Genomic DNA, 24,496 nt, shown 5'->3' on the forward strand with positions numbered 1-24,496 from the left:
TGTCTGTCGCCGTCCTTAATGATGGCGACGGAAGATAAACCAGTAAGTCAAACCAACCATAACGCCACCACCGATGATATTGCCAATGGTGACCGGAATGAGGTTGTGTAGAACGAAGTTGGATACGGTCAGGTCGGCGAAGGTTGCCGGATCCTGGCCGATGGCCTGCCAGAATTCCGGACCGGCCACGCTGTGAATCGCGATGCCAACCGGGATCATAAACATGTTTGCGATGCTGTGCTCAAAACCGGAGGCCACGAACATGGCGACGGGGAGCAGCATGACCATCACCTTGTCGGTGGCACTGCGGGCGCCGAACGCCATCCACACGGCGAGACACACCATGAGGTTGCAGAGAATGCCGAGGGCGACGGCTTCGAAGAAGCTGTGGTGGATCTTGTGCTGGGCGACGTTGAGGGCATTGAGGCCCCACTGGCCGTTGTCGGCGGTGTACTCGGCGGACATGATGATGAGTGCCACCATGATGAGGCCGCCGATCAGGTTACCGAAGTAGACCAGGCCCCAGTTCTTGAACAGCTGAGCCCAGCTGATGCGATTGGCCGCCTTGGCCACCAGGGTCAGGGTGGTGGAGGTGAACAGCTCGGCACCGAGCAGCACGCAGAGGATGAGGCCCAGGGAGAAGCAGAGGCCGCCCACCAGCTTGGACATGCCCCAGGACATGCCGCTGCTGCCCGTGGTGACAGTGATGTAGAAGATGAACGCGATGGCGATGAAGGCGCCGGCGGTGATGGCCAGGGGGATGACCTTGTATGCAGGCTTGGTGGCCTTGGCATAAGTAATGTCTTCGGCCAGTGCGGCGATGGCTTCGGGCTTGAGACAATCAAAGGGAGATTCTGCTTTCAATTCTCATGTACCTGCATATTTTGCCTGTGGAAATCATAACAAAGGGCCATTTCGTCAAAATTGACTCGGATCAAGAATTACAGATTGTGAATGTAATTTTACTACAGAAATTTGACCCCGCTGACAGCTTGACTTTACACCCGATTTCATGTGAAACAGAAATGCAATTTACATTAAGTTGATGATTTTATGCGTTTTAATTTTATTTTTTGCAAAAATATATCGCCAATCTATCTTTGCAGCAGCCCCGCACAGAAGCCGCTTGGTTGACAACCCCCTTAGGGGTATTTTTTGTTATTTATTTCATCCCTGAATGACAAACCGCCCAAAGCGTAGACCATAAAACAGAAGGGGCCATCAGGCCCCTTCGTCACACTTCCACATCAGGCCCAGGAATGGGCGCGTTTGGCCTTCTGTAGCTTCTCATAGGCGGCCAGCAGCTTCTGGTGCAGCGGGAACTGGGTGAGAGACAGATCCGCGGCTTCCAGGCCGTGGAAGCGCGCCTCGCCACGGGCGTGGGCCCAAGCCTCGGCCAGGGTCGCTTCCCCGAACATGCGGGCGAACACCGGGCGGTACTGCTCGGGATCGCGCTCCTCGTCCAGGAACAGCTCGACGCAGGCGCGCAGGGCGCGGTAATAGTTGGCGCGATCGCTCGGGAACACCGACTGGTTGAACTCCATGGTCCAGTCGATGAGATCCAGCGCGCTCTCCAGCTCACCCGCGGCCAGCGCCAGCATGGCTTTCAGTTCACCGACCCGCAGGGTGTGCAGGGCCGTGCCCTTGGCGGCGGCGATGCCGAGCAGCTCGCGCACTCGGGTGCGCTCGTCGTGACCCTCTTCATCCAGCTGATCGAACAGCGCCATGTACTGCTCTGCGCCCCACTCCAGGGACGGCAGCGCCAGGATCACCTCCCGCAGGTGCGCGCCCATGGTGTTGTTGGCCAGCAGCAGATCCTCGACCGGGTAGATGTCGGACATGCCGGGCACCAGGATGCGACAGGCATAGACGCCGAGGTGCTCGTAGTCGGCGATGTAGACCGGCTGCTCCAGCTCGTGGAAGATGCCGATCAGGTGATCGAACTCTTCCTGGGAGGTGCCACGGAAGTCCCAGTCGGCGAATTCGAAGTCGCTCTCCTGCTTGAACAGATCCCAGCTGATGAGGCCGGAGGAGTCGATGAAGTGGGTCTCCAGGTTGTGGTGATCCGCCACCTGCTCGTTGTCAAACGAGGGGGGCACGAACACGTCCAGATCCTTGAGGCCACGGCCCTGCAGCAGCTCGGTGACGGTGCGCTCGAACGCCACTTCGAAGCGCGGGTGGGCACCGAAGGAGGCGAAGCAGGTGCCGTTGTTCGGGTTGAGCAGCACCACGCAGATGACGGGGTAACGACCGCCCAGGGAGGCATCAAAGCTGTAGATGGGGAAGCCTTCGGCCTCCAGCGCATCGATGGAGGCCTTGATACCGGGATAGCGGGCGATCACCTCGGCCGGAATTTCCGGCAGGCTGATGGCCTCGGCGATGATCTTGTTCTTCACGTGGCGCTCGAACACCTCGGACAGACCCTGAGTGCGGGCCTCGGTCTTGGTGTTGCCGGCGCTCATGCCGTTGGAAACATAGAGGTTGCCGATGATGTTCATCGGGATGTAGACGGTGTGGTGATCGGACTGACGCTCGAACGGCAGCGCGACGATGCCGCGGCCCTCGTTGCCCGATTGCAGATCCACCAGCATGTCGGCGGTCACTTCCCCGTCCGGGTTGTAGAACTTGCGGGTGAAGCTGTCGAGCAGGCCGGCGGGCAGCTGATCCCCCTCGATGGGGAACCACTTCTCGTTCGGATAGTGAACGAAGTCACCGTTCGCTACCTGCTCGCCCAGATAGAAGTCGGCGAAGAAGTAGTTGGTGGAGAGACGCTCGAAGTACTCGCCGAGGGCGGAGGCGAGCGCCGCCTTCTTGCTGGCACCCTTGCCGTTGGTGAAGCAGAGGGCGCACTCCTTGTCGCGGATATGCACGGACCAGACGTTGGGCACGGGGTTGAGCCAGGAGGCCTCCTCGATATCAAACCCCAGGGCTTGCAGCTTGGTCTGGAAGCGTTCGATGGAGTCTTCCAGCGCCGCGTCCTTGCCGGGAATAAAGGTGTGGTCGGTCATCACAATATCCTGATTTTATTGACTCATGTTAGGCCGCAGATAATAGCATGAGTCGGTGGGGAAGCGGCGAGGACTATCCCATGCCAGGGGTTGAGCAGAGTGCTATATGCGACCGGTATGCCGGCGCTTCATTAGTTTCTCTAAACAACATTAAGAAAAAGTAGTTTTTTTTATGATTCGGCCCCCGTCATGATGGGGCCCTCTTGCTTCGGGAGGCGAGACGCGGCGCGAATTGGTGTGGGTCGCCCTGCATAATTGCCTGCCCAGAGCCCATTTATCGGGAGTTGCTATGCCATTGATGACACCACAGATCGCACCCGGCGTGACCGCCCTGGCTCCAGGGTTTCGGGCCCTGAGCATTCTGGTCGAGGGGGCCCCCATCGTCGATGCCGAGGTCGGCAGCCGGGCGCTGGCGCGGGCCTGCCAGTCGATCGCCGCGGGGGAGGCCCCCTGGGCGCAAGATCACCTCAATGCCTGGGACCAGGTGTTCAAGCGCTTCGGTGCCAAGCCCCAGCGTTTCCCTTGTTCGGCCCAGGCCTTGCGCAAGCGGGTGTTGCGGGACGGCTCGCTGCCCTGTATCGATCCCGTGGTGGATCTCTACAACGCCATCAGCATCGAATACGCCATCCCGGTGGGCGGCGAAGATTTCACCGCCTATGAGGGGGCGCCGCGCCTCATAGTCGCCGACGGCAGCGAGCTGTTCGACACCATGAAGGAGGGCGCACCTGCCCATGAGAGCCCGGAGCCGGGGGAGGTGGTGTGGCGCGATGACAAGGGGGTGACCTGCCGGCGCTGGAACTGGCGCCAGGGGATCAGAACCCGGCTCAGTGCCAAGTCCGGCCAGATGTGGTTCATCCTGGAGAGCCTGCCGCCGATGCCGCTCTCGGCGCTGCAGGAGGCCGGCGATCGGTTGATCGAGGGATTGAAGCAGATGATGCCGGAGGCCCGCATCGAGCATGAGCTGATCGGCTGCCTGACGGAGGCATAAGGCTGCCCCAGGCATAGTGAGCCTAAAGGTGAGAAGAGCAGGGCCACCCAGGGTGGTCCTTTCTATTCGTGCGGATCGCGAATGACGGCTCTGGGTTTGCCGAGCACCGACCCAGGGATAAACGCAGGAACAGGGCAACGAAAGATGCTGCTTTATGCCAACCCTACAGATAAGTCAGGGTGAGACATCGCTACAGGCAGTGATTTATCGGCATGGGGGTCAGTACACAGGTCACGGCGATGAGGCAGGGGATCGGTCAGTCCGATCCCCTTTTTATTGCCTAGCCAATAAGTTTCAACCCAAGGATGCCGCCGATGATCAGCATCAGGCAGAGCACCCGCGCCAGGGTGGCGGGCTCGTTGAACAGCCAGATCCCCATCAGCACGGTGCCGACCGCGCCTATGCCGGTCCAGACCGCGTAGGCGGTGCCAAGGGGCAGCTGTTTGACCGCCATGGCGAGCAAGAACACGCTCACCCCCATGGCAGAGAGGGTCAGCAGGGTGGGGAGGGGGCGGCTGAAGCCGTCTGTGTATTTGAGGCCTATGGCCCAGGCGACCTCGAACAGGCCGGCCAGTAGCAGGAGTAACCAGGGCATGGTGAATTCCAGCGGGGCAGGGTCGTCCCTGCAAGAGGAGGAGCCCCGGGGTCGTCCCCGAGGGGCGGCAGGGCCGCCAAGTCGCGTTTATCATGCCCCAAAGGGGGCCTGGCTGCCAAGGGATGTCAGCGGTGGAGGCGTGGCGGTGGATATTGCGGCAATCGACACAGAATATTGCGCAATTCGACTTGCGCCCGCCGTGACAATCCGTAATGTGGACAGACGCATGCGTGCAACACTCTTCTTGTGATCCATTTGTAAACGGACCCCACGTCCGGCAAGGGGTTGCGACGTTTAATACACAGTTTCTATAGCAGCTATCCAGGGTAGGACATTATGAAAAAAGTAGGTTTGGTCGGTTGGCGTGGCATGGTGGGTTCGGTGCTGATGAGCCGGATGCAGGAAGAGAAGGACTTTGCCCGCATTCAGCCCACCTTCTTCACCACCTCCCAGGCCGGTGAGGCCGCCCCCAACTTCGGCGTCGATGCCGGCACCCTGCAGGATGCCTTCGACATCGACGCGCTGGCGGCCCAGGAGATCATCATCACCGCTCAGGGCGGCGACTACACCAAGGATGTCTATCCACGTCTGCTGGCCGCCGGCTGGAAGGGCTACTGGATCGATGCCGCCTCCTCCCTGCGCATGGACAAGGACGCCGTCATCATCCTGGATCCGGTCAACGGCGACGTCATCGAAGAGGCCCTGGCCAAGGGCATCAAGACCTTCGTCGGCGGCAACTGTACCGTCAGCCTGATGCTGCTGGCCCTGGGCGGCCTGTTCAAGGCCGATCTGGTGGAGTGGGTGAGCGTGGCCACCTATCAGGCCGCCTCCGGTGGCGGTGCCCGCCATATGCGCGAGCTGGTCACCCAGATGGGGCTGCTGCGCGACGAAGTGGCGGTGGAGCTGGCGGATCCCGCCTCCGCCATCCTCGACATCGAGCGCAAGATCACCGAGAAGACCCGCTCTGGTACCCTGCCGGTGGACAACTTCGGGGTGCCGCTGGCCGGTGGCCTCATCCCCTGGATCGACACCAAGCTCGACAACGGCCAGAGCCGTGAGGAGTGGAAGGGCCAGGCGGAAACCAACAAGATCCTCGGCATCGAAGACGCCGCCATCCCGGTGGACGGCCTCTGCGTGCGCATCGGCGCCCTGCGTTGCCACAGCCAGGCCTTCACCATCAAGCTGAAGAAGGATGTACCGCTGGCCGAAATCGAAGCCTTGTTGGCCGCCCACAATGATTGGGTCAAGGTCATTCCGAACGATCGCGACATCACCGCCCGCGAACTGACCCCGGCCGCCGTCACCGGCACCCTCAGCATCCCGGTGGGGCGTCTGCGCAAGCTCAACATGGGGCCGGAGTACCTGGCCGCCTTCACCGTGGGTGATCAGCTGCTGTGGGGGGCCGCCGAGCCCCTGCGCCGCATGCTGAATATCCTGCTGGCGCGCTGATAGGCAACGATGCCGCACATGCAAGAAGGAAGGCCTGGCCTTCCTTTTTCTCAGGGATCCTCCCAATAAAAAACGGCAGCCGCATGGTCTGCCGTTTTTTAATTTATCCAGTTTGACTCTTACATGTTCTGTGCTTCGTTTGGCACGATGACAGAGGCGTGATTTCCTTTCGGCCCCTGCTGCAGTTCAAAGTTGACTGCCTGACCTGCTTTCAAGGTCTTGTAACCTTCCATTTGAATCGTGGAGTAGTGAGCGAAGATATCTTCACCACCGCCTTCCGGACAGATAAACCCAAATCCTTTTGCGTTGTTGAACCACTTGACTGTTCCGGTTGCCATACATCTACATCCTTTTATTGATTACCCTGAAGTCGTTGAGTAACCTGCGCCAGCCTTATATAACTAGAGCATCAGCCCATAGCAGACGGGCGCCGATTAGCAAGTAACCAATCTAGTCCAACTTTTGAGCGAGTCAAGAAGTTGTTAACAACCGATGTGATCTGGTTAACAAGTCTATTGACAATCTTCGACGAGACGGTAGTAATCTAGAGGTACCAAAGCGCAATTATGAGCAAGCAGAAAGAACTCTTTGCTAATGAAGAGATTGCAGAAGCAGAGAAAACGAAGCTGCAACCGCCATCCATGTACAAGGTCGTGTTGAACAACGATGACTACACGCCCATGGAGTTCGTGGTGGAGGTGCTGCAAAGGTTCTTTGGTATGGATCTGGACAAGGCGACTCAGGTCATGCTGAGTGTGCATTATAGTGGTAAGGGAGTCTGCGGCACCTTCACTGCCGAGATTGCCGAGACCAAGGTAGTCCAGGTCAACACCTACGCACGTAACAACGAACATCCACTGCTATGTACCATGGAAAAGGCTTGAATCTGATGACTTGATGGCGATAACGACACCGCATTGTGGCTGTACTGAGGGGAGGTGCCTATGTTGAACAAAGATCTAGAAAAGACGCTGAACGAGGCTTTCAAGCTGGCCCGTGACGAGCGCCACGAATTCATGACCGTCGAGCACCTGTTGTTAGCCCTGCTGGATAACAGCTCAGCCCATGAGGCGCTGAGTTCATGTGGTGCGGACGTGGAGCAGCTGCGCAAGGAAATCCGCGCATTCATCAATCAGACTACCCCGCTCATCCCTCGCGATGACGAAGACCGTGAAACCCAACCCACCCTAGGCTTCCAGCGCGTGCTGCAACGGGCCGTGTTCCATGTCCAGTCCTCCGGCAACACCGAGGTGAGCGGCGCCAACGTGCTGGTCGCCATCTTCAGCGAGCAGGAGTCCCAGGCCGCCTACTTCCTGAAAAAGGCCGAGATAAGCCGGCTGGATGTGGTGAACTTCCTCTCCCATGGGGTGCGCAAGGACAGCAAGCCCGAGAGTGGCGGCAACAGTCCTGAGTCTGACGACGAGGTCTCTTCCGCCCAGATAGAGAGCTTCGCCACCAACCTGAACCAGCTGGTGCTGGAGGGGCGCATCGACCCCCTCATCGGGCGGGATCAGGAGCTCAACCGTACCATTCAGGTGCTCTGCCGCCGCCGCAAGAACAACCCCCTGCTGGTGGGGGAGGCCGGGGTGGGCAAGACCGCCATCGCCGAGGGGCTGGCCTATCGCATCGTCAAGGGTGATGTGCCCGAGGTGATTGCGGGCAGCACAATCTACTCCCTGGACATGGGTTCCCTGCTGGCGGGTACCAAGTATCGCGGTGACTTCGAGAAGCGCCTCAAGGTGCTGCTCAAGCAGATCGAGCGCCAGGAAGGTGCCATCCTTTTCATCGACGAGATCCACACCATCATAGGGGCGGGAGCCGCGTCCGGCGGCCAGCTGGATGCTGCCAACCTCATCAAGCCGCTGCTCTCCAATGGCTTGCTGCGCTGCGTCGGCTCCACCACTTATCAGGAGTATTCCCAGATCTTCGAGAAAGATCGCGCCCTGGCGCGCCGATTCCAGAAGATCGACATCGTCGAACCGAGCGTGGACGACACCACCCGCATCCTGATGGGGCTCAAGAGCCGCTATGAGTCACACCACGGCGTGCGCTACACCGTCAAGGCGATCCGGGCCGCAGTGGAGCTCTCCGCCAAGTACATCAATGATCGTCATCTGCCGGACAAGGCCATCGACGTGATCGATGAGGCGGGGGCGGGCCAGCGTTTGCTGCCAGCCAGCAAACGCAAGAAAGTGATCAATGTGCCGGAGATTGAAGCCATCGTGGCCAAGATCGCCCGCATCCCGGAAAAATCGGTCTCTTCCTCCGACAAGGAGGTGCTGAAGAACCTGGAGCGCAACCTCAAGATGGTGGTGTTCGGGCAGGACAAGGCCATCAGCGTGCTGACCGACGCCATCCGTCTGTCACGCTCCGGTCTTGGCAACGAGCGCAGGCCGGTAGGCTGCTTCCTGTTTGCCGGCCCCACCGGGGTGGGCAAGACAGAGGTCACCCAGCAGCTCGGCAAGGCGCTCGGGGTGGAGGTGCTGCGCTTCGACATGTCCGAATACATGGAGCGCCATACCGTCTCCCGCCTGATCGGGGCGCCTCCCGGTTATGTGGGCTTCGAGCAGGGCGGCCTCTTGACCGATTCCGTGCTCAAACACCCTCACTCCGTGGTGTTGCTGGACGAGATCGAGAAGGCGCATCCGGATGTGTTCAACCTGCTGTTGCAGGTGATGGACAACGGTACTCTGACGGATAACAACGGCCGCAAGGCGGATTTCCGTAACGTGATCTTGGTGATGACCACCAACGCCGGCGTGCAGGAGACCCAGCGCAAGTCCATCGGCTTCCAGCAACAGGACATGAGCCACGACGCCATGGCGGTGATCAACAAGACCTTCAGCCCGGAATTCCGTAACCGGCTCGATCACACCATCTGGTTCAACCATCTGGACATGCAGGTGATCCACCAGGTCGTCGACAAGTTCATTGTCGAACTGCAGGTGCAGCTGGATGCCAAGGGGGTATCCCTCGAGGTATCAGAAGGGGCGCGTCACTGGCTGGCAGAGAAGGGATATGACAGGGCCATGGGGGCCAGACCCATGGGGCGGGTCATTCAGGAACACCTCAAGAAGCCGTTGGCCAACGAGATCCTGTTCGGCTCCCTGGTCGATGGGGGTGTGGTGAAAGTGGAACTGGTGAATGACAGCCTCAGCTTTGATTTTCAGGTCAATGTTGAAGCTGTGTCCCACTAAAGCCGACTAACGACAGAAATAGCAAAAAACCCCAACCGAGAGGCTGGGGTTTTTTGCTGAATTCCTGGCTTAGCGAGAGCGGAAAACAATACGTCCCTTGGAGAGATCGTACGGAGTCAGAGCCACCGTTACTTTGTCCCCAGTCAGGATACGGATGTAGTTTTTGCGCATCTTGCCGGAAATATGAGCGATAACCACGTGACCATTTTCCAGTTCCACACGGAACATGGTATTGGGCAAGGTTTCGAGAATGGTACCCTGCATCTCAATACTGTCTTCTTTAGCCATTGAATCCTCTTGATAAGCCACAACAAAAAACCGCTGGATCATGCCGGATTTAAGGCTATGTGTAAAGTTTACTCGGGCTTGGCATCGATCTTTTTCCATTCCCCCTGTACCAGCAGCTCGTGGGGCAGGTACTGGCGTTTGTAATTCATCTTGCGGCACGCCTCCACCAGATAACCCAGATACAGCCAACTGCGGCCTGTCCGCCGGGCCAGTTCCAACTGACTCAGGATGGCGAAGGTCCCCAGAGAGCGATCGGCATAGTCCGGATCGAAGAAGGTATACATGGCGCTCAGGGAGTGGGGCAGCAGATCCGTGGTGGCGACCCCGATGAGGCGCCCCTCCTTGCGCATCTCCAGATAGAGCGGGGGCATCCAGTCACAGTGCAGGAAGCCCTTGTACTGGGTACGGCTGGGGGGATACATGCTGCCATCGCGGTGACGCTCGCGGATGTAGCGCTCGTAGAGCTGATAATACTCGGGCTTGTCGTCGTAGCTCAGCACCAGTTCGAGATCCCGGTTCTGATGACGCACGCGCTTTTGACCCCGGCTCGGCACGAAGTGTTCACTGTGGATGCGCAGGGACTGGCAGGCGCTGCAGGCCGGGCAGTGAGGGCGATAGATGTCATTGCCGCTGCGCCGAAACCCCGCCGTCAGCAGCCGTTCGTAACCGTTGGCATTGAGCAGGTCGTGATCCATCAGCACCAGCAACTGTTCCTGCTCCTGCCCCAGGTAGCTGCACGGGTGTCTGGGGGTCAGCCCGACTTTCAGGATCACTTCTTCGGTCATAGGCTGATGCTCCTCGGCAGCCAACAGCCTTCCAGCAGGGACTGCTGGGACAGTCTGTTCAGAGCGCTCAAGAATTGCGGCCTCGGCCACTGCTGGATCCCCAGCGTGGCGAGGAAATCGTTCTGCATCTGGCAATCGATGAGGGCGCCGCCATGGCGGCCGAAGTGACGACAGAGCGCGATCATGGCCAGCTTGGCACCATTGTCGATGCGGCTGAACATGGACTCGCCGCAGAAGAGGCGCCCGAGTGAGAGCCCATACAGCCCGGCTTGCAGCTCGCCATCCTGCCAGATCTCGACGGAGTGGGCATGGCCAAGGCGATGGAGTTGTTGATAGGCGTCGATCATGGGCGTGCTTATCCAGGTTCCGCTGGCACTGCGGCGGGGGGCGGCGCAGGCCACTATCACCTCATTAAAGGCACGATTGACGGAAATATCGAATGAGGTTCGGCGGATAAACTTGTGCAGGCTGCGGCCGATGTGCAGTTGCTCGGGTTCGACCACGCCCCTGGGATCCGGTGACCACCAGAGCAGCGGCTGGTGGGGCTCATTCCACGGGAAGATCCCCCTGTGATAAGCTGCCAGCAGACGGTCAGGGGAGAGATCCCCCCCGATGGCCAACAGGCCGTTCGGCTCTTCCAGCGCGTGGCGGGGATCGGGAAACCAGCACAGCTCATCATCCAGTTGGGTGAGATAGCGAGACATAAGACAGAGGTTCACAGATGAAGGCCATTATCCTGATAGTATCCAGCTTGCTCGGCTTTGTCACGGCAACCGCCTGGGCCGCGCCTTATGAGCGCAACACGGCGCGCCCCGTGGATCAGGTGGTGTTTGGTCAGGTGGATACGGTGCGCAACATCACCCAGCGCCAGATAGTGGAATCCGAGCACAGCGGCTGGAAGACCCTGGGCGGCGTCGTGCTGGGAGGCCTGCTTGGCAACCAGTTTGGTGGCGGTCATGGGCGGGAAATAGCGACCGCCGTGGGGGCGCTCGCGGGGGCGGCCGCGGTGCAGCAGTACCAGTCCGGCGGCAGCGTGGTGGAAAACAAGCTGGTGGAGCTGCTCATTCGCAACGAACAGAACGGGCTCATCAACGTGATCCAGGATTACGATCCGGCCATGGTATTCGCGAGCGGTGACAAGGTGCGCATTCTCTATTTCAGCGATGGCGTGCGGGTCGACAAGACCTACTGAGCGGTCAACGGGCGGCAAGGCATAGAGATAAAGAGACAAAGGAAGAGGGGAGGTTTACCCGGCGCTGCCGCAAGAGGGCGGGCCGGGCGGTACTACACGGAGTGCCTTGGCGAGGTGCTCAGGCTTCCTGACACACTATCTTGTCGCGACCTGTGTTCTTCGCCAGATAGAGCTGGCGGTCCGCTTCGGACAGTGCTTCATCCATGGAGAGCCGCCCGACGTTGATGACGCCAAAGCTGGCGCGTACAAAGAGCGGTGTCTCCCGGGAGAGGGGCTGCTGGCGCATCTGCTGGCGTAGACCCTCCAGCCGTTTGATCAGGACAGGCACGGTGCAATGGGGCACCATCAGGGCGAACTCCTCGCCACCGAAGCGGGCGATCATGGCGTCGGGGAAGAACTGGGCGAGCAACCGGGTCAAATGGCAGAGCAGTTGATCGCCGATGGCATGGCCCCAGTGATCGTTGACCTGCTTGAAGTGATCCACATCGAGCACACAGAGGGAGAGCTGTGTCTGCTGCTGTTGATGCTCCTCGAACCACTTCTGACCCTCGTTGAACCAGTAACGCCGGTTGTAGAGCCCGGTCAGGTAGTCGCGGTTGGCGGATTCCTGAATGCTGTTGAACTGCTCGAGGGCTTCCAGGTTGTGGCTGACCCGGCACTGCAGTTCCTCGGGCTCGAACGGCTGGTTGAGAAAGTCGTTCGCCCCCTGCTTGAGGTAGCGCGCCGAGAGGCCGCGCTTGTCCGACACCGAGATCCCTATGATGGCGAGCTGCTGCTTGCTGTAGCGCTCGCGCAGCATGCGCACCAGACTGATGCCGTCGATCTCCGGCATGTAGTAGTCCACCAGCACCAGCCGAATGGCCGGATGCTGCTCCAGCAGGGTCAGGGCATCGCGGGCGCAATTGGCCTCATGGACCAGCAGCAGTTGTTTGCGCAGCTGGGCCATGGTGCGATGGCGGGAGGTGAGGGAGTCATCCACCACCAGTACCTCGATGGCCTGATTGAGGTAGAGGCGATGCACCAGGCTGACGGCGTATTGGAGGGAGTGACGTGAATCCTTCATCACATAATCCAGCACCCCGGCCTCCAGCCAGGCTTCCCGCTTCTCCTCGCTGATATCGGCGGTGAGGATCACCACCGGCAGGCCCTGCGCCAGCAGGACGCTGACCGCCTCTCCGCTCGGGGCGTCAGGCAGGGTGAGATCCACCAGCGCCACCACATACTCTTCCCCCTGACAATGACGGGCCCCCGCCAGGGTATCGAAGGCATCAACCTCCAGCCCGGTCTGCTGGGCGATGGCCTGGATCAACATCCGGCGGATTGTCAGGCTGTCTTCGACTATCAATATTTTTCGCTTCATCCGGCTCCTTAAAAAGAAAAGGGCATGCCTGTTGGCATGCCCTTTATATCCTTGTGCTTATTGCGCGTCTAGATATCGCTCCGCATCCAGCGCCGCCATGCACCCTGTGCCGGCGGAGGTGATGGCCTGGCGATAGACGTGGTCGGCCACGTCACCGGCGGCGAAGACCCCCTCGATGCTGGTCTGGGTGGCGAAACCTTCGAGACCGCCACGGACCTTGAGGTAGCCATTCTCCATCGCCAGCTGGCCGGCGAAGATCTGGGTGTTGGGCTGGTGGCCGATGGCGATGAAGACCCCCATCAGCGGCAGCTCGGTGGTGCTGTCGTCCCGGGTGCTGCGCAGGCGCACGCCGGTCACGCCCATCTCATCCCCCAGCACTTCATCCAGGGTCTGGTGGGTGTGCAGCACTATGTTGCCGCTCGCCACCTTGTCGTGCAGGCGTTTGATCAGGATCTTCTCGGCGCGGAACTCGTCGCGGCGATGAATGAGGTGCACCTTCTTGGCGATGTTGGCCAGATAGAGTGCCTCTTCCACGGCGGTGTTGCCGCCGCCGACCACGGCCACTTCCTGGTTGCGATAGAAGAAGCCGTCACAGGTGGCGCAGGCGGAGACGCCGCGACCCTTGAAGGCCTCTTCCGAGGGCAAGCCTAGATATTTGGCAGAGGCGCCGGTGGCGATGATGAGCGCATCGCAGCTGTATTCACCGTTGTCACCCTTGAGGCGGAACGGACGCTGGGTCAGCTCCACCTCATTGATGTGATCGAACAGGATGCGGGTATCGAATTTTTCGGCATGGGCCTGCATGCGCTCCATCAGGGCCGGGCCGGTCAGCCCTTCCGCATCACCCGGCCAGTTTTCCACTTCGGTGGTGGTGGTCAGCTGACCACCTTGCTGCATGCCGGTGATCAGCAGGGGGTTGAGGTTGGCGCGGGCGGCGTAGACGGCGGCGGTGTAGCCTGCCGGGCCGGATCCCAGGATCAGCAATTTGCTGTGAGTGACTTGGCTCATGATGTGATTTCCGAGACGTGATGAGTTTGCGCGATTGTAGGTAATTCGTGATCCGGGGTCAAAGGTCAGCGCATCGATTGTGGCAATCGTTCGGGAAGGGCGGACGGGGCAGGGAAAATGCCATAAAAAACCGCCCATCGCGGGCGGATTTTCACTCATCGACTCACCCCGGCGGGGGAGGGATCAGTTCAACAGGGTCAGGGGATCTGTATAGGCCAGATGGTGCGCCTCGGCCACTTCCCGGCAGGTGATCTTGCCCGCCATCACGTTCAGGCCGTGCAGCAGGTGGGGATCGCCGAGCAGCGCCTTGCGATAACCCTGATCCGCCAGCCGGATGATGAAGGGCAGGGTGGCATTGTTGAGGGCCACGGTGGAGGTCCGCGCCACGGCGCCCGGCATGTTGGCCACACAGTAGTGCACCACCTCGTCCACAATGAAGGTGGGGTCCTGGTGGGTGGTGGCGTGGGAGGTCTCCACACAGCCGCCCTGATCGATGGCCACGTCGACCACGGCCGAACCGGGCTTCATGCGCGCAATGTGGTCACGGCTGACAAGTTTTGGCGCAGTGGCGCCGGGCACCAGCACGCCGCCGATGACCAGATCCGCCGCCAGTATATGGCGCTCCAGGGTCTCGCGGTTGGAGTAGACCACCTTGGCCGATCCCTGGAACTCGCTGTCGAGGCGGCGCAGTGTGTCGATGTTGTTGTCGAGTATGGTGACGTCCGCGCGCAGGCCGATGGCCATGCGGGCCGCGTTGGAGCCAACCACACCGCCGCCGATGATCACCACCTTGGCCGGTTCGACACCGGGCACGCCGCCGAGCAGCACGCCGCTACCGCCGCGGGATTTTTCCAGCGCCTGGGCACCTGCCTGAATAGACATGCGTCCGGCCACCTCAGACATGGGGGCCAGCAGGGGCAGGCCGCCACGGGCATCGGTGACGGTCTCGTAGGCGATGCAGACGGCGCCGCTGTCCACCAGTTCCCGGGTCTGAGCCAGGTCTGGCGCCAGATGCAGGTAGGTGAACAGGGTCTGGCCCGGGCGCAGCATGGCGCGCTCGACCGCCTGAGGCTCCTTGACCTTGACGATCATCTCCGCCTTGGCGAAAACATCGGCAGCGGAGGCCAATATTTCGGCGCCGGCAGCCAGATAATCTGCGTCAGTGAAGCCAATGCCACTTCCCGCCCCGCTTTGCACGAAAACAGTATGGTTTCGTGCTGTCAGTTCACGTACACTGGCCGGAACCATGCCTACGCGATATTCATGGTTTTTTATTTCCTTAGGTACACCGATAATCATGCTATCCCTCGTCTATCGATTGGTGGTTTATGTTGCCAACATGTTAAGCAACATTTGCGCCTAGTATATTCAGGTATTGACAGGATTTGTGACCATTATTATAAAATGACTGGTGATTCTTACCAAAAAATAGCCAAAGGATGGAATTAAATGATGGAAGCTAAGAGTCGGCTGAAGGATTTGGACAGGATTGACCGCAACATTTTGAACGAACTGCAAAAGGACGGCAGGATCTCGAATGTTGAGTTGTCCAAGCGAGTTGGCCTGAGTCCTACACCGTGTCTGGAACGGGTTCGTCGCCTCGAGCGACAAGGTTATATCGAAGGATATGCCGCCATTCTGAACCCTCATTATCTTGACGCGTCCCTGCTGGTATTCGTGGAAATTACCCTCAATCGTGGTGCTCCCGACGTGTTTGAGCAGTTCAACAAGGCTGTTCAGGTACTCGAAGAGATCCAGGAGTGCCACTTGGTCTCCGGCGATTTCGACTATCTGCTCAAGACCCGCGTTAGCGACATGTCGGCTTACCGCCGCCTGCTCGGGGAGACGCTGCTGCGCCTGCCCGGTGTCAACGACACCCGCACCTACGTGGTGATGGAAGAGGTGAAGCAGAGCAGTCGCCTGGTGATCAGCACCCGCTAAGGTGGGTTGTGCTGTGACTTGCAACTACGATGACGAGTCACGATAGTCAGAAACGAGCGGCTGGTCCGCTCGTTTCTTCTTATCAGCCTGGTTGTGACCAGGGTTCCGCCCGCAGGCACAGGCTGACAATCGGTGGGCTTTTCAGGGATACTAGGCCACCTATCCCCGCATTACATGTTTTCAGAAAGGAGCCGGAGTTTGGCCGATAAAAAGCTGTTTACTCCTTTGTCAGGTACCCAACGGATCTTCGAGGCCGTCTTGATCGCCATCACCCTGATGGCTGCCTACCTTTTACTCGCCTTGTTGTCCTATCACCCCGCCGATCCCGGCTGGTCCCAAACCTCCTGGCAGGGGGATGTGAAAAACCTGGCAGGCAGTGCCGGCGCCTGGCTTGCCGATATCACCATGTTCACCTTCGGTGCCTTCTCCTATCTGGTTCCCCCCCTGGTAGTGCTGCTCGGCTGGAGCCTGTTCTGGCGCCCGAGCAAGCTGCTGGAGGTGGATTACCTCACCCTGTCGGTACGCATCATCGGCTTCGTATTGACGGTGCTCGGCATGTCCGCCATCGCCAGCATGAATTTCAACGATCTGCAGAACTTCTCCGCCGGCGGCCTGGTGGGGGACGTGATCGCCTCCGCCGTGGTGCCGCTGTTTGGCGGCGTTGGTGCCAACCTGATGCTGCTCTGCTTCGTGGCCACCGGCATCACTCTGTTCACCGGCTGGTCCTGGCTCACCATAGTCGAGCGCATCGGTGCGAGCTGCACCGGCAGCGTCAGCGCCATCTACCATTTCCCCACCACGCTCGGTCGCTGGCTGACCGGTGGCTGGCGTCAGCCCCGCATGGAGGGGCCGGATCCCTTGCTGGAAGGGGGCCCGAGTGGCATCGATCTCGATGACGAGGACGAGCCTCACAGCAGTTGGACCCGTCGCCCCAAGGCGGTCGGCAAGGTGCAAAAGACAAGAGCTGACGAATACCTGCCGGAGCTGGACGAAGACACCTTCCAGTTCGATCCGCAGTTTGATGACGACGAGGACGAGGCGCCGGCACCCAAGGCCAAGCGCGCCGTCAAAGCACGCCCGCAGCAGATAATGGCAAGCGAGGACGAAGATGATCTCGACCTGCCCTGGGCGGACGGTGAGGATGAACCCGCCGCACCCGTTGCCGTGGCCCCCAAGGCCAAGCGTCGCCCGCAGCCCAACATGGCGCCCCTGCCTAGCCTGGAGCTGCTGGACCGCCCTCCTGCCAAGACTCAGATGATGAGCAAGGACGAGCTGGACCGCATGGGCCGGCTGGTGGAGGCCAAGCTCGCCGATTACAACGTTCAGGCCAAGGTGGTCGGCGTCTATCCGGGCCCCGTCATCACCCGCTTCGAGCTGGATCTCGCCCCTGGCATGAAGGCGAGCAAGATCACCAACCTCTCCCGGGACCTGGCCCGTTCCCTCTCCGCCAGCAGCGTGCGGGTGGTGGAAGTCATCCCGGGCAAGACCTTCGTCGGCATCGAGCTGCCGAACCGGGTACGCCAGACCGTCTACCTGCGCGAGACCCTGGACTGCGAGGCCTTCACCGGCAGCCACAACCCGCTCACCATGGGACTGGGCCAGGACATCGCCGGCGAACCCGTGGTGGTGAACCTCGCCAAGATGCCGCACCTGCTGGTGGCCGGTACCACGGGCTCGGGCAAGTCGGTGGGGGTGAACACCATGATCATCTCCATGCTCTACAAGTCGTCTCCCGAAGATCTGCGCTTCATCATGATCGACCCCAAGATGCTGGAGCTGTCGGTCTACGAGGGGATCCCTCATCTGCTGACCGAAGTCGTGACCGACATGAAGGACGCCGCCAATGCCCTGCGCTGGTGCGTGGGCGAGATGGAACGCCGCTACAAGCTGATGTCGGCGGTCGGGGTGCGCAACCTCAAGGGTTACAACGACAAGGTGCTGGCGGCCGCCGCCGACGGGGAGCCCCTGCGGGATCCCCTGTGGCGCCCGGGCGACTCCATGGATCAGATGCCGCCGGAGCTCGAGAAGCTGCCCCACATCGTGGTGGTGGTGGACGAATTCGCCGACATGATGATGATCGTCGGCAAGAAGGTGGAAGAGCTCATCGCCCGTATCGCCCAGAAGGCGCGGGCCGCCGGTATTCATCTCATCCTCGCGACCCAGCGTCCGTCTGTGGATGTGATAACCGGCCTCATCAAGGCCAACATCCCGACCCGGATCTCCTTCCAGGTGTCGAGCAAGATAGACTCTCGCACCATATTGGATCAGGGCGGCGCCGAATCCCTGCTCGGCATGGGGGACATGCTCTACATGCCGGCCGGCACCTCCAACCCGACCCGGGTACATGGCGCCTTCGTCGATGACCACGAGGTACACAAGGTGGTGGCGGACTGGAAGCTGCGCGGCGAGCCGGACTACATCGACGAGATCCTCTCCGGCGAATCGGACGGCGAGGGCGGCGGTGGCGATTACGGCGGTGGTGGCGACGAGGAGCTCGACCCCCTGTTCGACGAGGCGGTGGCCTTCGTGGTGGAATCCCGCCGCGGCTCCACCTCCAGCGTGCAGCGCAAGTTCAAGATCGGCTACAACCGGGCGGCCCGTCTCATCGAGCAGATGGAGAACCAGGGCATCGTCAGCTCCCCCGGTGGCAACGGCCAGCGGGACGTGCTGGCACCGCCTCCGGTGCGCGACTAAGCCTTCATATCATCCTGGCCATGTCTGCGGACATGGCCTTTTATCTGACCCTCTTCAACGGGAATCGCGATGAAAAAAGCATTATTGATGGGTTCTGTACTGCTGCTGGCCAGCAGCCAGGTCTGGGCGGACACGGCCGGTGATCTCAAGCAGAAGCTGGCGGGCGTCAGCCTCTTCTCCGCCAAATTCTCCCAGGTGGTCTACGACAGCAAGGGCAAGGAGCTGCAGCGAGCCGGCGGTGACCTGCTGGTGCAGCGGCCAAACCGCTTCAACTGGCACACCACCACCCCGGACGAGAGCCTGATCGTGGCCGATGGCAAGGATGTCTGGATCTATGACCCCTTCGTCGAGCAGGTCACCGCCCTCAAGCTGAAAGACGCCGTGCTCAACACCCCCTTCGTGCTGATCGCCGGCAACGATGACGCCCTCTGGAAGAACTACGACGTGACCCAGCAGGGGGACGTCTACACAGTCACCAGCCGCGATCCGAGCGAGCTGATCGCCTCCTTCCGCATCACCTTCGATCGGACCAACAACATCAGCCGGTTCGACGTGAAAGAGGCCCAGGGGCAGTGGAGCGAATTCACCCTGAGCAACTTCAACCGCAAGCCGGCGCTCAAGGGCAACGAGTTCGTGTTCAAGATCCCCAAGGGTGTCGCGCTGGACGACCAACGCTGATGAGCGGGAGCAGGCCGCCAGACGTTTTGTTGGACGCCTTGGCGGCCTGCTCCCCATTGGACGAGTAACCCTGATGAGCAACTTATCCCTGGATTTTTCGTCGGACTTTCGCCCGCTGGCGGCCCGCATGCGGCCGCAGAACCTGGATCAGTACATCGGCCAGCAGCATATCCTGGGGGCGGACAAGCCCCTGCGAAAGGCCATACTGGCGGGTCACTGCCACTCCATGATCCTGTGGGGGCCCCCCGGCACCGGCAAGACCACCCTCGCAGAACTGATGGCGCACTACTGCCAGGCCGAGGTGGAGCGCCTCTCCGCGGTCACCGCCGGCATCAAGGAGATCCGCGCCGCCATCGACAAGGCGAAGGAGAACAGCTGGCGCGGGGTGCGTACCATCCTCTTCGTGGATGAGGTGCACCGCTTCAACAAGAGCCAGCAGGATGTGTTCCTGCCCCACATCGAAGACGGCACCATCACCTTCATCGGCGCCACCACCGAAAACCCCTCGTTCGAACTCAACAACGCGCTGCTCTCCCGGGCCCGGGTCTATCTGCTCAAACGCCTGGAAGAGGCCGACATCCTCGCCATGATCGATCAGGCGCTCACCGATCCCCGCGGCCTCAATGACCCCAGCCTGTACTTCGCCCCCGGGGTGAAGGAAGCGCTGGCCAAAGCCGTGGACGGGGACGGGCGCAAGTCTCTCAACTACCTGGAACTGCTGGCCGATATGGCCGAGGCGAACGGAGCGGGGGAGCGGATGATCGACAGCGCCCTGCTCGCCGCCGTGGTGGGGGAACACGTGGCCCGCTTCGACAAAGGGGGGGACCACTTCTACGACCTCATCTCGGCGGTGCACAAGTCCATCCGTGGCTCGGCGCCGGATGCGGCCCTCTACTGGTACGCCCGCATGGTGAGCGCGGGCTGCGATCCCCTCTATATCGCGCGCCGGCTGCTGGCCATCGCCTCGGAAGACGTGGGCAATGCGGATCCCCGTGCCATGCAGGTGGCGCTGTCCGCCTGGGACTGCTTCCACCGCATCGGTCCGGCGGAAGGGGAGCGAGCCATCGCCCAGGCCATCGTCTACCTCGCCTGCGCCCCCAAGAGCAATGCGGTCTACACCGCCTGGAAGGCGGCGCTCAATGATGCCAGGAACCTGCCGGACTTCGAGGTGCCGCCCCACCTTCGCAACGCCCCGACCAAGCTGATGAGCGAGCTCGGCTACGGCGCCGAGTACCGCTACGCCCACGACGAGCCCGGCGCCTATGCGGCCGGCGAGAGCTACTTCCCGCCGGAACTTGCCGGCAAGCACTACTATCAGCCGACGGAGCGGGGGCTGGAGAAGCAGATCGGCCAGAAGCTCGATTATCTGCGTGAACTGGATCGCCAGAGCACCAAACAGCGGGACAAATAGGCAATCAGGAGGTGCCTGAGCAGCACAACGCATCTACCGGTTGAGGCAGGTCACGCCGCTCCCCAAAACTTGGTAAAACGACCGCAATAGTCCCTGTTCGGGCGGGGGGGCGGTCTGCTACACTGCCCCTCTGACCCCGTTTGTCTTGGCCTGGTGCCATCTTCTTGATTTTGAAGGCTGGAAAGACCCAACCTTCTTCTTAAAGACGACTGGGGTGCGCCAACCGATGTTAACTTCCGGATCTGTTTTCTCGCCGGGGCGGATGACCCAGGCCCAGATCCCATTTAAAAAAAGTAGGTAAACCATGCTGGATCCCAAATATCTGCGCAGCGATATCGCCGAGGCTGCCGCTCGTCTGGCGACACGTGGCTACGTTCTGGACGTAGCGGCTGTCAACGTTCTGGAAGAGAAACGCAAGGATCTGCAGTCCCGCACCCAGGAGCTGCAGGCCGAGCGCAACGCCCGCTCCAAGTCCATCGGTGAGGCGGCTCGTCGTGGTGAAGATGTGGCCCCGCTCAAGGCGGAAGTGACCAAGATCAACGAAGAGCTCGAGACCAGCAAGGTCGAGCTGGACGCCCTGCTGGCGGACATCAAGGCCATCTCCGACGCCATCCCGAACCTGCCGAGCGACACCACCCCGGTCGGCCGCGACGAGAACGACAACGTGGAAGTGCGCCGCTGGGGTACCCCGCGCGCGTTCGATTTCCCGGTGCGCGATCACATCGATCTCGGTGAAGCGGCCAAGGGCGTGGACTTCAAGAACGGGGTCAAGCTCTCCGGTGCACGCTTCGTGGTGATGAAGGGGCAGATCGCCCGCCTGCACCGCGCCCTGGCGCAGTTCATGCTGGACCTGCACACCCAGCAGCACGGTTACACCGAATGCTACGTGCCCTACCTGGTGAACCCGGACAGCCTGTACGGTACCGGTCAGCTGCCTAAGTTCTCCGAAGATCTCTTCAACACCGGTATCAACGGGGAAGGGGACGAAGAGGGTCATGTGCGCAAGTTCTCCCTGATCCCGACCTCAGAAGTGCCGCTGACCAACATGGCCCGCGACGAGATCTTCGACGAGCAGGACCTGCCCATCAAGATGACCGCCCACAGCCCCTGCTTCCGCTCCGAGGCGGGCTCCTACGGCCGTGACACCCGTGGCCTCATCCGCATGCACCAGTTCGACAAGGTCGAGATGGTTCAGCTGGTTCACCCGGAGAAATCCTGGGAGGCCCTGGAGGAGATGGTCGGTCACGCCGAGAAGGTGCTGCAACTGCTGGAGCTGCCGTATCGCGTGATGGCGCTGGCCACCGGCGACATGGGCTTCTGCGCCGCCAAGACCTACGATCTGGAAGTCTGGCTGCCGGCTCAGGACACCTATCGCGAGATCTCGTCCGTCTCCAACTGTACCGACTTCCAGGCTCGCCGCATGCAGGGCCGGGTACGGATCGACGGCAAGCCCCAGCTGCTGCACACCCTGAATGGCTCCGGCCTCGCGGTGGGTCGCACCCTGGTAGCCGTGATGGAGAACTATCAGCAGGCCGACGGCCGCATCGCCATCCCCAAGGCGCTGCAGTCCTACATGGGTGGCCTGACTCATATCGGCTAAGCCGACAGCGGTAATGACAACGCCATGGCAGTGCCATGGCGTTGTGCATTTGGGCGTCGTTCAATCGTTTTTGGGGGCGAAAATCAGCCTCTATCGGCGCCGCATTGAACCTTTAACACAATTTTATCAAGCATTGCGCAATCGTTTTTGTTAGACTGCGCCGCAATTTCGCAGGACACCCGTTTCTATGGTCTGGATTGATTACGCCATCATCGGCATCATCGGTTTTTCCGCCCTCATCAGCCTGGTGCGCGGCTTCGTCAAGGAGGCCATGTCCCTCGTCACCTGGTTCGTCGCCTTCTTCATCGCCAGCCATTTCTATCCCGATCTCGCCGTCTATTTCACCTCCTTCTCCGACGCCCTGGTGCGCAACGGCCTGGCCATCGCCGCCCTGTTCGTGGCGACCCTGATCCTCGGCAGCGTGGTGAACTACGTGGTGGGGATGCTGGTGGACAAGACGGGCCTGTCCGGCACGGATCGGGTGCTCGGCATCTGTTTTGGCGCCATTCGCGGGGTACTGATCGTCAGTGCCCTGCTGTTTTTCATGGATACCTTCACCAGTCTCTCCCAGAGCGACTGGTGGGCGGCGTCCAAGCTGGTTCCCGAGTTCAAGCCGGTGATCCAGTGGTTTTTTGGGTTCATACAGAGCTCATCGAGTTTCATTCAACCGGTACAGTGACTTCGAGGTAGCAAAGACATGTGTGGTATTGTCGGTATAGTTGGCACCACCCCCGTCAATCAGGCCCTCTACGACGCCTTGACGGTGTTGCAGCACAGGGGACAGGACGCCGCCGGGATCGTGACCATAGACAGTGGAAACTTCCGGCAACGCAAGGCCAACGGCCTGGTGAAGGATGTGTTTGAAGTGCGCCACATGCAGCGACTGAAGGGGAATATCGGCATAGGACATGTCCGTTATCCCACCGCAGGCAGCTCCAGTGCCGCTGAAGCCCAACCCTTTTATGTGAACTCGCCCTACGGCATGGTGCTGGCCCACAACGGCAACCTCACCAACGCCAAGGCGCTCAAGGAGCAACAGTTCAAGGTGGCCCGCCGCCACATCAACACCACTTCCGATTCCGAAGTGCTGCTGAACGTACTGGCCCACGAGCTGGATCTGTGCGACAAGATGGCGTTGGCGCCGGCGGACATCTTCTCCGCGGTGCGCAAGACCCACCAGCAGATCCGCGGCGCCTACGCCGTGGTTACCCTGGTGATCGGCCACGGCCTCATCGGATTCCGCGATCCCAATGGCATCCGTCCGCTGATCCTGGGTCGTCGCACCGACGAGCAGGGCCAGATCGAATACATGCTCGCCTCCGAGAGCGTGGCCCTCGACGCCATCGGCTTCGAGACGGTGCGCGACGTCGCCCCGGGTGAAGCCATCTACATCACGGAGCAGGGCCAGCTGTTCTCCGAGCAGTGCGCCGACAATCCGCAGATGAGCTCCTGCATCTTCGAGTACGTCTACTTCGCTCGTCCCGACTCCTGCATCGACAAGGTCTCCGTCTACGCCGCCCGCCTCAACATGGGCCGCAAGCTCGGCAAGAAGATCGCCCGCGAGTGGGAAGATCTCGACATCGACGTGGTCATCCCCATCCCCGAGACCTCCTGCGACGTGGCGCTGGAAATCGCCCACACCCTGGACCTGCCTTACCGTCAGGGCTTCGTGAAGAACCGCTACATAGGCCGTACCTTCATCATGCCGGGCCAGACCCAGCGCAAGAAGTCCGTGCGCCGCAAACTCAACGCCATCGGCTCAGAGTTCAAGGGCAAGAAGGTATTGCTGGTGGATGACTCCATCGTCCGTGGCACCACCTCGGAGCAGATCATCCAGATGGCGCGGGAAGCGGGGGCCGCCAAGGTCTACTTCGCCTCCGCCGCCCCGGAGATCCGCTTCCCCAACGTCTACGGCATCGACATGCCCACCGCCAACGAGCTGATCGCCCACGGCCGGGAAGTGGAAGAGGTGTGCAAACTCATCGGCGCCGACGGCCTCATCTTCCAGGATCTGGAAGATCTGGAAGAGGCGGTGCGGGAGATCAACCCCGAGCTGCGCCACTTCGAGACCTCGGTGTTCAACGGCCACTACGTCACCTCCGACGTGGATCAGGGTTACCTGGATCACTTGAATGCCATGCGCAGCGACGACAACAAGGCCGTGCGCGAGTGGCAGGAAGGTACCAGCAACCTGGAAATTTTTAACGAAGGCAGTTAAACGTTTTCTCGCCGTCGATAAAATGAGATGAAACGAAGAGGGGGCCAAGGCCCCCTCTGTTTATCGTTATGTCGCAGCGCCTCG

At 60.7% G+C, this 24,496-nt stretch carries 22 protein-coding genes; 12 read left to right on the forward strand and 10 right to left on the reverse strand.

Features of this window, described 5'->3' with window-relative positions; genetic code table 11:
• Positions 1-15 precede the first annotated feature (15 nt).
• Both focA and ycaO read right to left on the reverse strand, forming a co-directional pair.
• Positions 16-864, reverse strand: coding sequence for a formate transporter FocA (gene focA / locus ACT5M9_RS21550; RefSeq protein ID WP_457978988.1), 849 nt, complete (start codon positions 862-864; stop codon positions 16-18).
• Positions 865-1,247: 383 nt separating this feature from the next.
• On the reverse strand, positions 1,248-3,008 hold the full coding sequence (gene ycaO, locus ACT5M9_RS21555; RefSeq protein WP_457978986.1) for a 30S ribosomal protein S12 methylthiotransferase accessory factor YcaO: 1,761 nt from the start codon (positions 3,006-3,008) through the stop codon (positions 1,248-1,250).
• A gap of 289 nt (positions 3,009-3,297) precedes the next feature.
• Between ycaO and ACT5M9_RS21560 the strand changes: the two genes are divergently transcribed.
• Entirely contained in the window at positions 3,298-3,996 is a 699-nt protein-coding gene (locus ACT5M9_RS21560; protein WP_457978984.1) for a B3/B4 domain-containing protein, read from the forward strand.
• A gap of 280 nt (positions 3,997-4,276) precedes the next feature.
• Here ACT5M9_RS21560 and sugE read toward each other — a convergent pair whose 3' ends face one another.
• A complete protein-coding gene (gene sugE, locus ACT5M9_RS21565; protein ID WP_457978982.1) occupies positions 4,277-4,591 on the reverse strand; it encodes a quaternary ammonium compound efflux SMR transporter SugE in 315 nt (104 codons plus the stop codon).
• A 336-nt stretch (positions 4,592-4,927) separates the two neighbouring features.
• Between sugE and asd the strand changes: the two genes are divergently transcribed.
• Complete coding sequence (asd, locus tag ACT5M9_RS21570) at positions 4,928-6,040, forward strand: aspartate-semialdehyde dehydrogenase (RefSeq protein WP_457978980.1); 1,113 nt, start codon at positions 4,928-4,930, stop codon at positions 6,038-6,040.
• 119 nt (positions 6,041-6,159) lie between these two features.
• On the opposite strand, the gene cspD is transcribed toward asd, so the two are convergent.
• A complete protein-coding gene (gene cspD / locus ACT5M9_RS21575; protein ID WP_005300025.1) occupies positions 6,160-6,378 on the reverse strand; it encodes a cold shock-like protein CspD in 219 nt (72 codons plus the stop codon).
• 228 nt (positions 6,379-6,606) lie between these two features.
• Here cspD and clpS point away from each other — a divergent pair, with 228 nt between their 5' ends.
• Both clpS and clpA read left to right on the forward strand, forming a co-directional pair.
• Positions 6,607-6,924, forward strand: coding sequence for an ATP-dependent Clp protease adapter ClpS (gene clpS, locus ACT5M9_RS21580; RefSeq protein ID WP_438551304.1), 318 nt, complete (start codon positions 6,607-6,609; stop codon positions 6,922-6,924).
• Positions 6,925-6,984: 60 nt separating this feature from the next.
• The gene (gene clpA / locus ACT5M9_RS21585; protein WP_457978978.1) at positions 6,985-9,237 is read left to right on the forward strand and encodes an ATP-dependent Clp protease ATP-binding subunit ClpA; all 2,253 of its coding nucleotides are present in this window, start codon (positions 6,985-6,987) and stop codon (positions 9,235-9,237) included.
• 69 nt (positions 9,238-9,306) lie between these two features.
• Here clpA and infA read toward each other — a convergent pair whose 3' ends face one another.
• The 3 genes from infA to aat all read right to left on the reverse strand — a co-directional run bounded on the left by infA (position 9,307) and on the right by aat (position 11,014).
• Positions 9,307-9,525, reverse strand: a complete 219-nt coding sequence (gene infA / locus ACT5M9_RS21590; protein WP_005300033.1) for a translation initiation factor IF-1 — start codon at positions 9,523-9,525, stop codon at positions 9,307-9,309.
• Positions 9,526-9,593: 68 nt separating this feature from the next.
• Positions 9,594-10,310 (reverse strand): arginyltransferase, encoded by a 717-nt coding sequence (locus tag ACT5M9_RS21595; RefSeq protein ID WP_438551302.1) that lies wholly within the window; start codon positions 10,308-10,310, stop codon positions 9,594-9,596.
• Positions 10,307-11,014 carry a leucyl/phenylalanyl-tRNA--protein transferase gene (gene aat, locus ACT5M9_RS21600; protein WP_457978976.1) on the reverse strand — a complete coding sequence of 236 codons (708 nt, stop codon included), beginning with the start codon at positions 11,012-11,014 and terminating at the stop codon, positions 10,307-10,309. The genes ACT5M9_RS21595 and aat overlap by 4 nt, the downstream gene beginning before the upstream one ends.
• A gap of 17 nt (positions 11,015-11,031) precedes the next feature.
• Between aat and ACT5M9_RS21605 the strand changes: the two genes are divergently transcribed.
• Positions 11,032-11,502 carry an outer membrane lipoprotein gene (locus tag ACT5M9_RS21605; protein ID WP_457978974.1) on the forward strand — a complete coding sequence of 157 codons (471 nt, stop codon included), beginning with the start codon at positions 11,032-11,034 and terminating at the stop codon, positions 11,500-11,502.
• A gap of 118 nt (positions 11,503-11,620) precedes the next feature.
• Here the strand turns inward: ACT5M9_RS21605 and ACT5M9_RS21610 are convergent, their stop codons facing one another.
• The 3 genes from ACT5M9_RS21610 to ald all read right to left on the reverse strand — a co-directional run bounded on the left by ACT5M9_RS21610 (position 11,621) and on the right by ald (position 15,169).
• Complete coding sequence (locus ACT5M9_RS21610; RefSeq protein WP_457978972.1) at positions 11,621-12,862, reverse strand: diguanylate cyclase; 1,242 nt, start codon at positions 12,860-12,862, stop codon at positions 11,621-11,623.
• Between the two features lie 57 nt (positions 12,863-12,919).
• The gene (gene trxB / locus ACT5M9_RS21615) at positions 12,920-13,870 is read right to left on the reverse strand and encodes a thioredoxin-disulfide reductase (RefSeq protein ID WP_457978970.1); all 951 of its coding nucleotides are present in this window, start codon (positions 13,868-13,870) and stop codon (positions 12,920-12,922) included.
• A 183-nt stretch (positions 13,871-14,053) separates the two neighbouring features.
• Positions 14,054-15,169 carry an alanine dehydrogenase gene (ald, locus tag ACT5M9_RS21620; RefSeq protein ID WP_438551297.1) on the reverse strand — a complete coding sequence of 372 codons (1,116 nt, stop codon included), beginning with the start codon at positions 15,167-15,169 and terminating at the stop codon, positions 14,054-14,056.
• 150 nt (positions 15,170-15,319) lie between these two features.
• Between ald and lrp the strand changes: the two genes are divergently transcribed.
• From lrp to purF, 7 genes are all read left to right on the forward strand, one after another.
• Positions 15,320-15,811 (forward strand): leucine-responsive transcriptional regulator Lrp, encoded by a 492-nt coding sequence (lrp, locus tag ACT5M9_RS21625; protein WP_005300047.1) that lies wholly within the window; start codon positions 15,320-15,322, stop codon positions 15,809-15,811.
• 198 nt (positions 15,812-16,009) lie between these two features.
• The gene (locus ACT5M9_RS21630; protein WP_457978968.1) at positions 16,010-18,505 is read left to right on the forward strand and encodes a DNA translocase FtsK; all 2,496 of its coding nucleotides are present in this window, start codon (positions 16,010-16,012) and stop codon (positions 18,503-18,505) included.
• Positions 18,506-18,574: 69 nt separating this feature from the next.
• Entirely contained in the window at positions 18,575-19,183 is a 609-nt protein-coding gene (lolA, locus tag ACT5M9_RS21635) for an outer membrane lipoprotein periplasmic chaperone LolA (RefSeq protein WP_438551295.1), read from the forward strand.
• Between the two features lie 73 nt (positions 19,184-19,256).
• Positions 19,257-20,594: a replication-associated recombination protein A gene (locus ACT5M9_RS21640; RefSeq protein WP_457978966.1), complete on the forward strand. Its 1,338-nt coding sequence runs from the start codon at positions 19,257-19,259 to the stop codon at positions 20,592-20,594.
• Between the two features lie 304 nt (positions 20,595-20,898).
• Entirely contained in the window at positions 20,899-22,194 is a 1,296-nt protein-coding gene (gene serS / locus ACT5M9_RS21645) for a serine--tRNA ligase (protein WP_457978965.1), read from the forward strand.
• Positions 22,195-22,381: 187 nt separating this feature from the next.
• Positions 22,382-22,873 carry a colicin V production protein gene (gene cvpA, locus ACT5M9_RS21650; protein WP_438551292.1) on the forward strand — a complete coding sequence of 164 codons (492 nt, stop codon included), beginning with the start codon at positions 22,382-22,384 and terminating at the stop codon, positions 22,871-22,873.
• A gap of 18 nt (positions 22,874-22,891) precedes the next feature.
• The gene (purF, locus tag ACT5M9_RS21655; RefSeq protein WP_438551291.1) at positions 22,892-24,412 is read left to right on the forward strand and encodes an amidophosphoribosyltransferase; all 1,521 of its coding nucleotides are present in this window, start codon (positions 22,892-22,894) and stop codon (positions 24,410-24,412) included.
• The last annotated feature ends 84 nt before the right edge of the window (positions 24,413-24,496 follow it).

It is taken from the genome of Aeromonas sp. AE23HZ002T15, from assembly GCF_054165525.2.

What these genes read in the sequence shown, in the direction of transcription:
- purF (WP_438551291.1), top strand. Translation starts at nt 22,892, where the DNA reads ATGTGTGGTATTGTCGGTATAGTTGGCACCACCCCCGTCAATCAGGCC.
- serS (WP_457978965.1), top strand. Translation starts at nt 20,899, where the DNA reads ATGCTGGATCCCAAATATCTGCGCAGCGATATCGCCGAGGCTGCCGCT.
- ACT5M9_RS21560 (WP_457978984.1), top strand. Translation starts at nt 3,298, where the DNA reads ATGCCATTGATGACACCACAGATCGCACCCGGCGTGACCGCCCTGGCT.
- ACT5M9_RS21640 (WP_457978966.1), top strand. Translation starts at nt 19,257, where the DNA reads ATGAGCAACTTATCCCTGGATTTTTCGTCGGACTTTCGCCCGCTGGCG.
- asd (WP_457978980.1), top strand. Translation starts at nt 4,928, where the DNA reads ATGAAAAAAGTAGGTTTGGTCGGTTGGCGTGGCATGGTGGGTTCGGTG.
- infA (WP_005300033.1), bottom strand. Translation starts at nt 9,525, where the DNA reads ATGGCTAAAGAAGACAGTATTGAGATGCAGGGTACCATTCTCGAAACC.
- trxB (WP_457978970.1), bottom strand. Translation starts at nt 13,870, where the DNA reads ATGAGCCAAGTCACTCACAGCAAATTGCTGATCCTGGGATCCGGCCCG.
- ald (WP_438551297.1), bottom strand. Translation starts at nt 15,169, where the DNA reads ATGATTATCGGTGTACCTAAGGAAATAAAAAACCATGAATATCGCGTA.
- ACT5M9_RS21605 (WP_457978974.1), top strand. Translation starts at nt 11,032, where the DNA reads ATGAAGGCCATTATCCTGATAGTATCCAGCTTGCTCGGCTTTGTCACG.
- ycaO (WP_457978986.1), bottom strand. Translation starts at nt 3,008, where the DNA reads ATGACCGACCACACCTTTATTCCCGGCAAGGACGCGGCGCTGGAAGAC.
- clpS (WP_438551304.1), top strand. Translation starts at nt 6,607, where the DNA reads ATGAGCAAGCAGAAAGAACTCTTTGCTAATGAAGAGATTGCAGAAGCA.
- cspD (WP_005300025.1), bottom strand. Translation starts at nt 6,378, where the DNA reads ATGGCAACCGGAACAGTCAAGTGGTTCAACAACGCAAAAGGATTTGGG.
- lolA (WP_438551295.1), top strand. Translation starts at nt 18,575, where the DNA reads ATGAAAAAAGCATTATTGATGGGTTCTGTACTGCTGCTGGCCAGCAGC.
- lrp (WP_005300047.1), top strand. Translation starts at nt 15,320, where the DNA reads ATGATGGAAGCTAAGAGTCGGCTGAAGGATTTGGACAGGATTGACCGC.
- ACT5M9_RS21595 (WP_438551302.1), bottom strand. Translation starts at nt 10,310, where the DNA reads ATGACCGAAGAAGTGATCCTGAAAGTCGGGCTGACCCCCAGACACCCG.
- ACT5M9_RS21610 (WP_457978972.1), bottom strand. Translation starts at nt 12,862, where the DNA reads ATGAAGCGAAAAATATTGATAGTCGAAGACAGCCTGACAATCCGCCGG.
- aat (WP_457978976.1), bottom strand. Translation starts at nt 11,014, where the DNA reads ATGTCTCGCTATCTCACCCAACTGGATGATGAGCTGTGCTGGTTTCCC.
- sugE (WP_457978982.1), bottom strand. Translation starts at nt 4,591, where the DNA reads ATGCCCTGGTTACTCCTGCTACTGGCCGGCCTGTTCGAGGTCGCCTGG.
- cvpA (WP_438551292.1), top strand. Translation starts at nt 22,382, where the DNA reads ATGGTCTGGATTGATTACGCCATCATCGGCATCATCGGTTTTTCCGCC.
- clpA (WP_457978978.1), top strand. Translation starts at nt 6,985, where the DNA reads ATGTTGAACAAAGATCTAGAAAAGACGCTGAACGAGGCTTTCAAGCTG.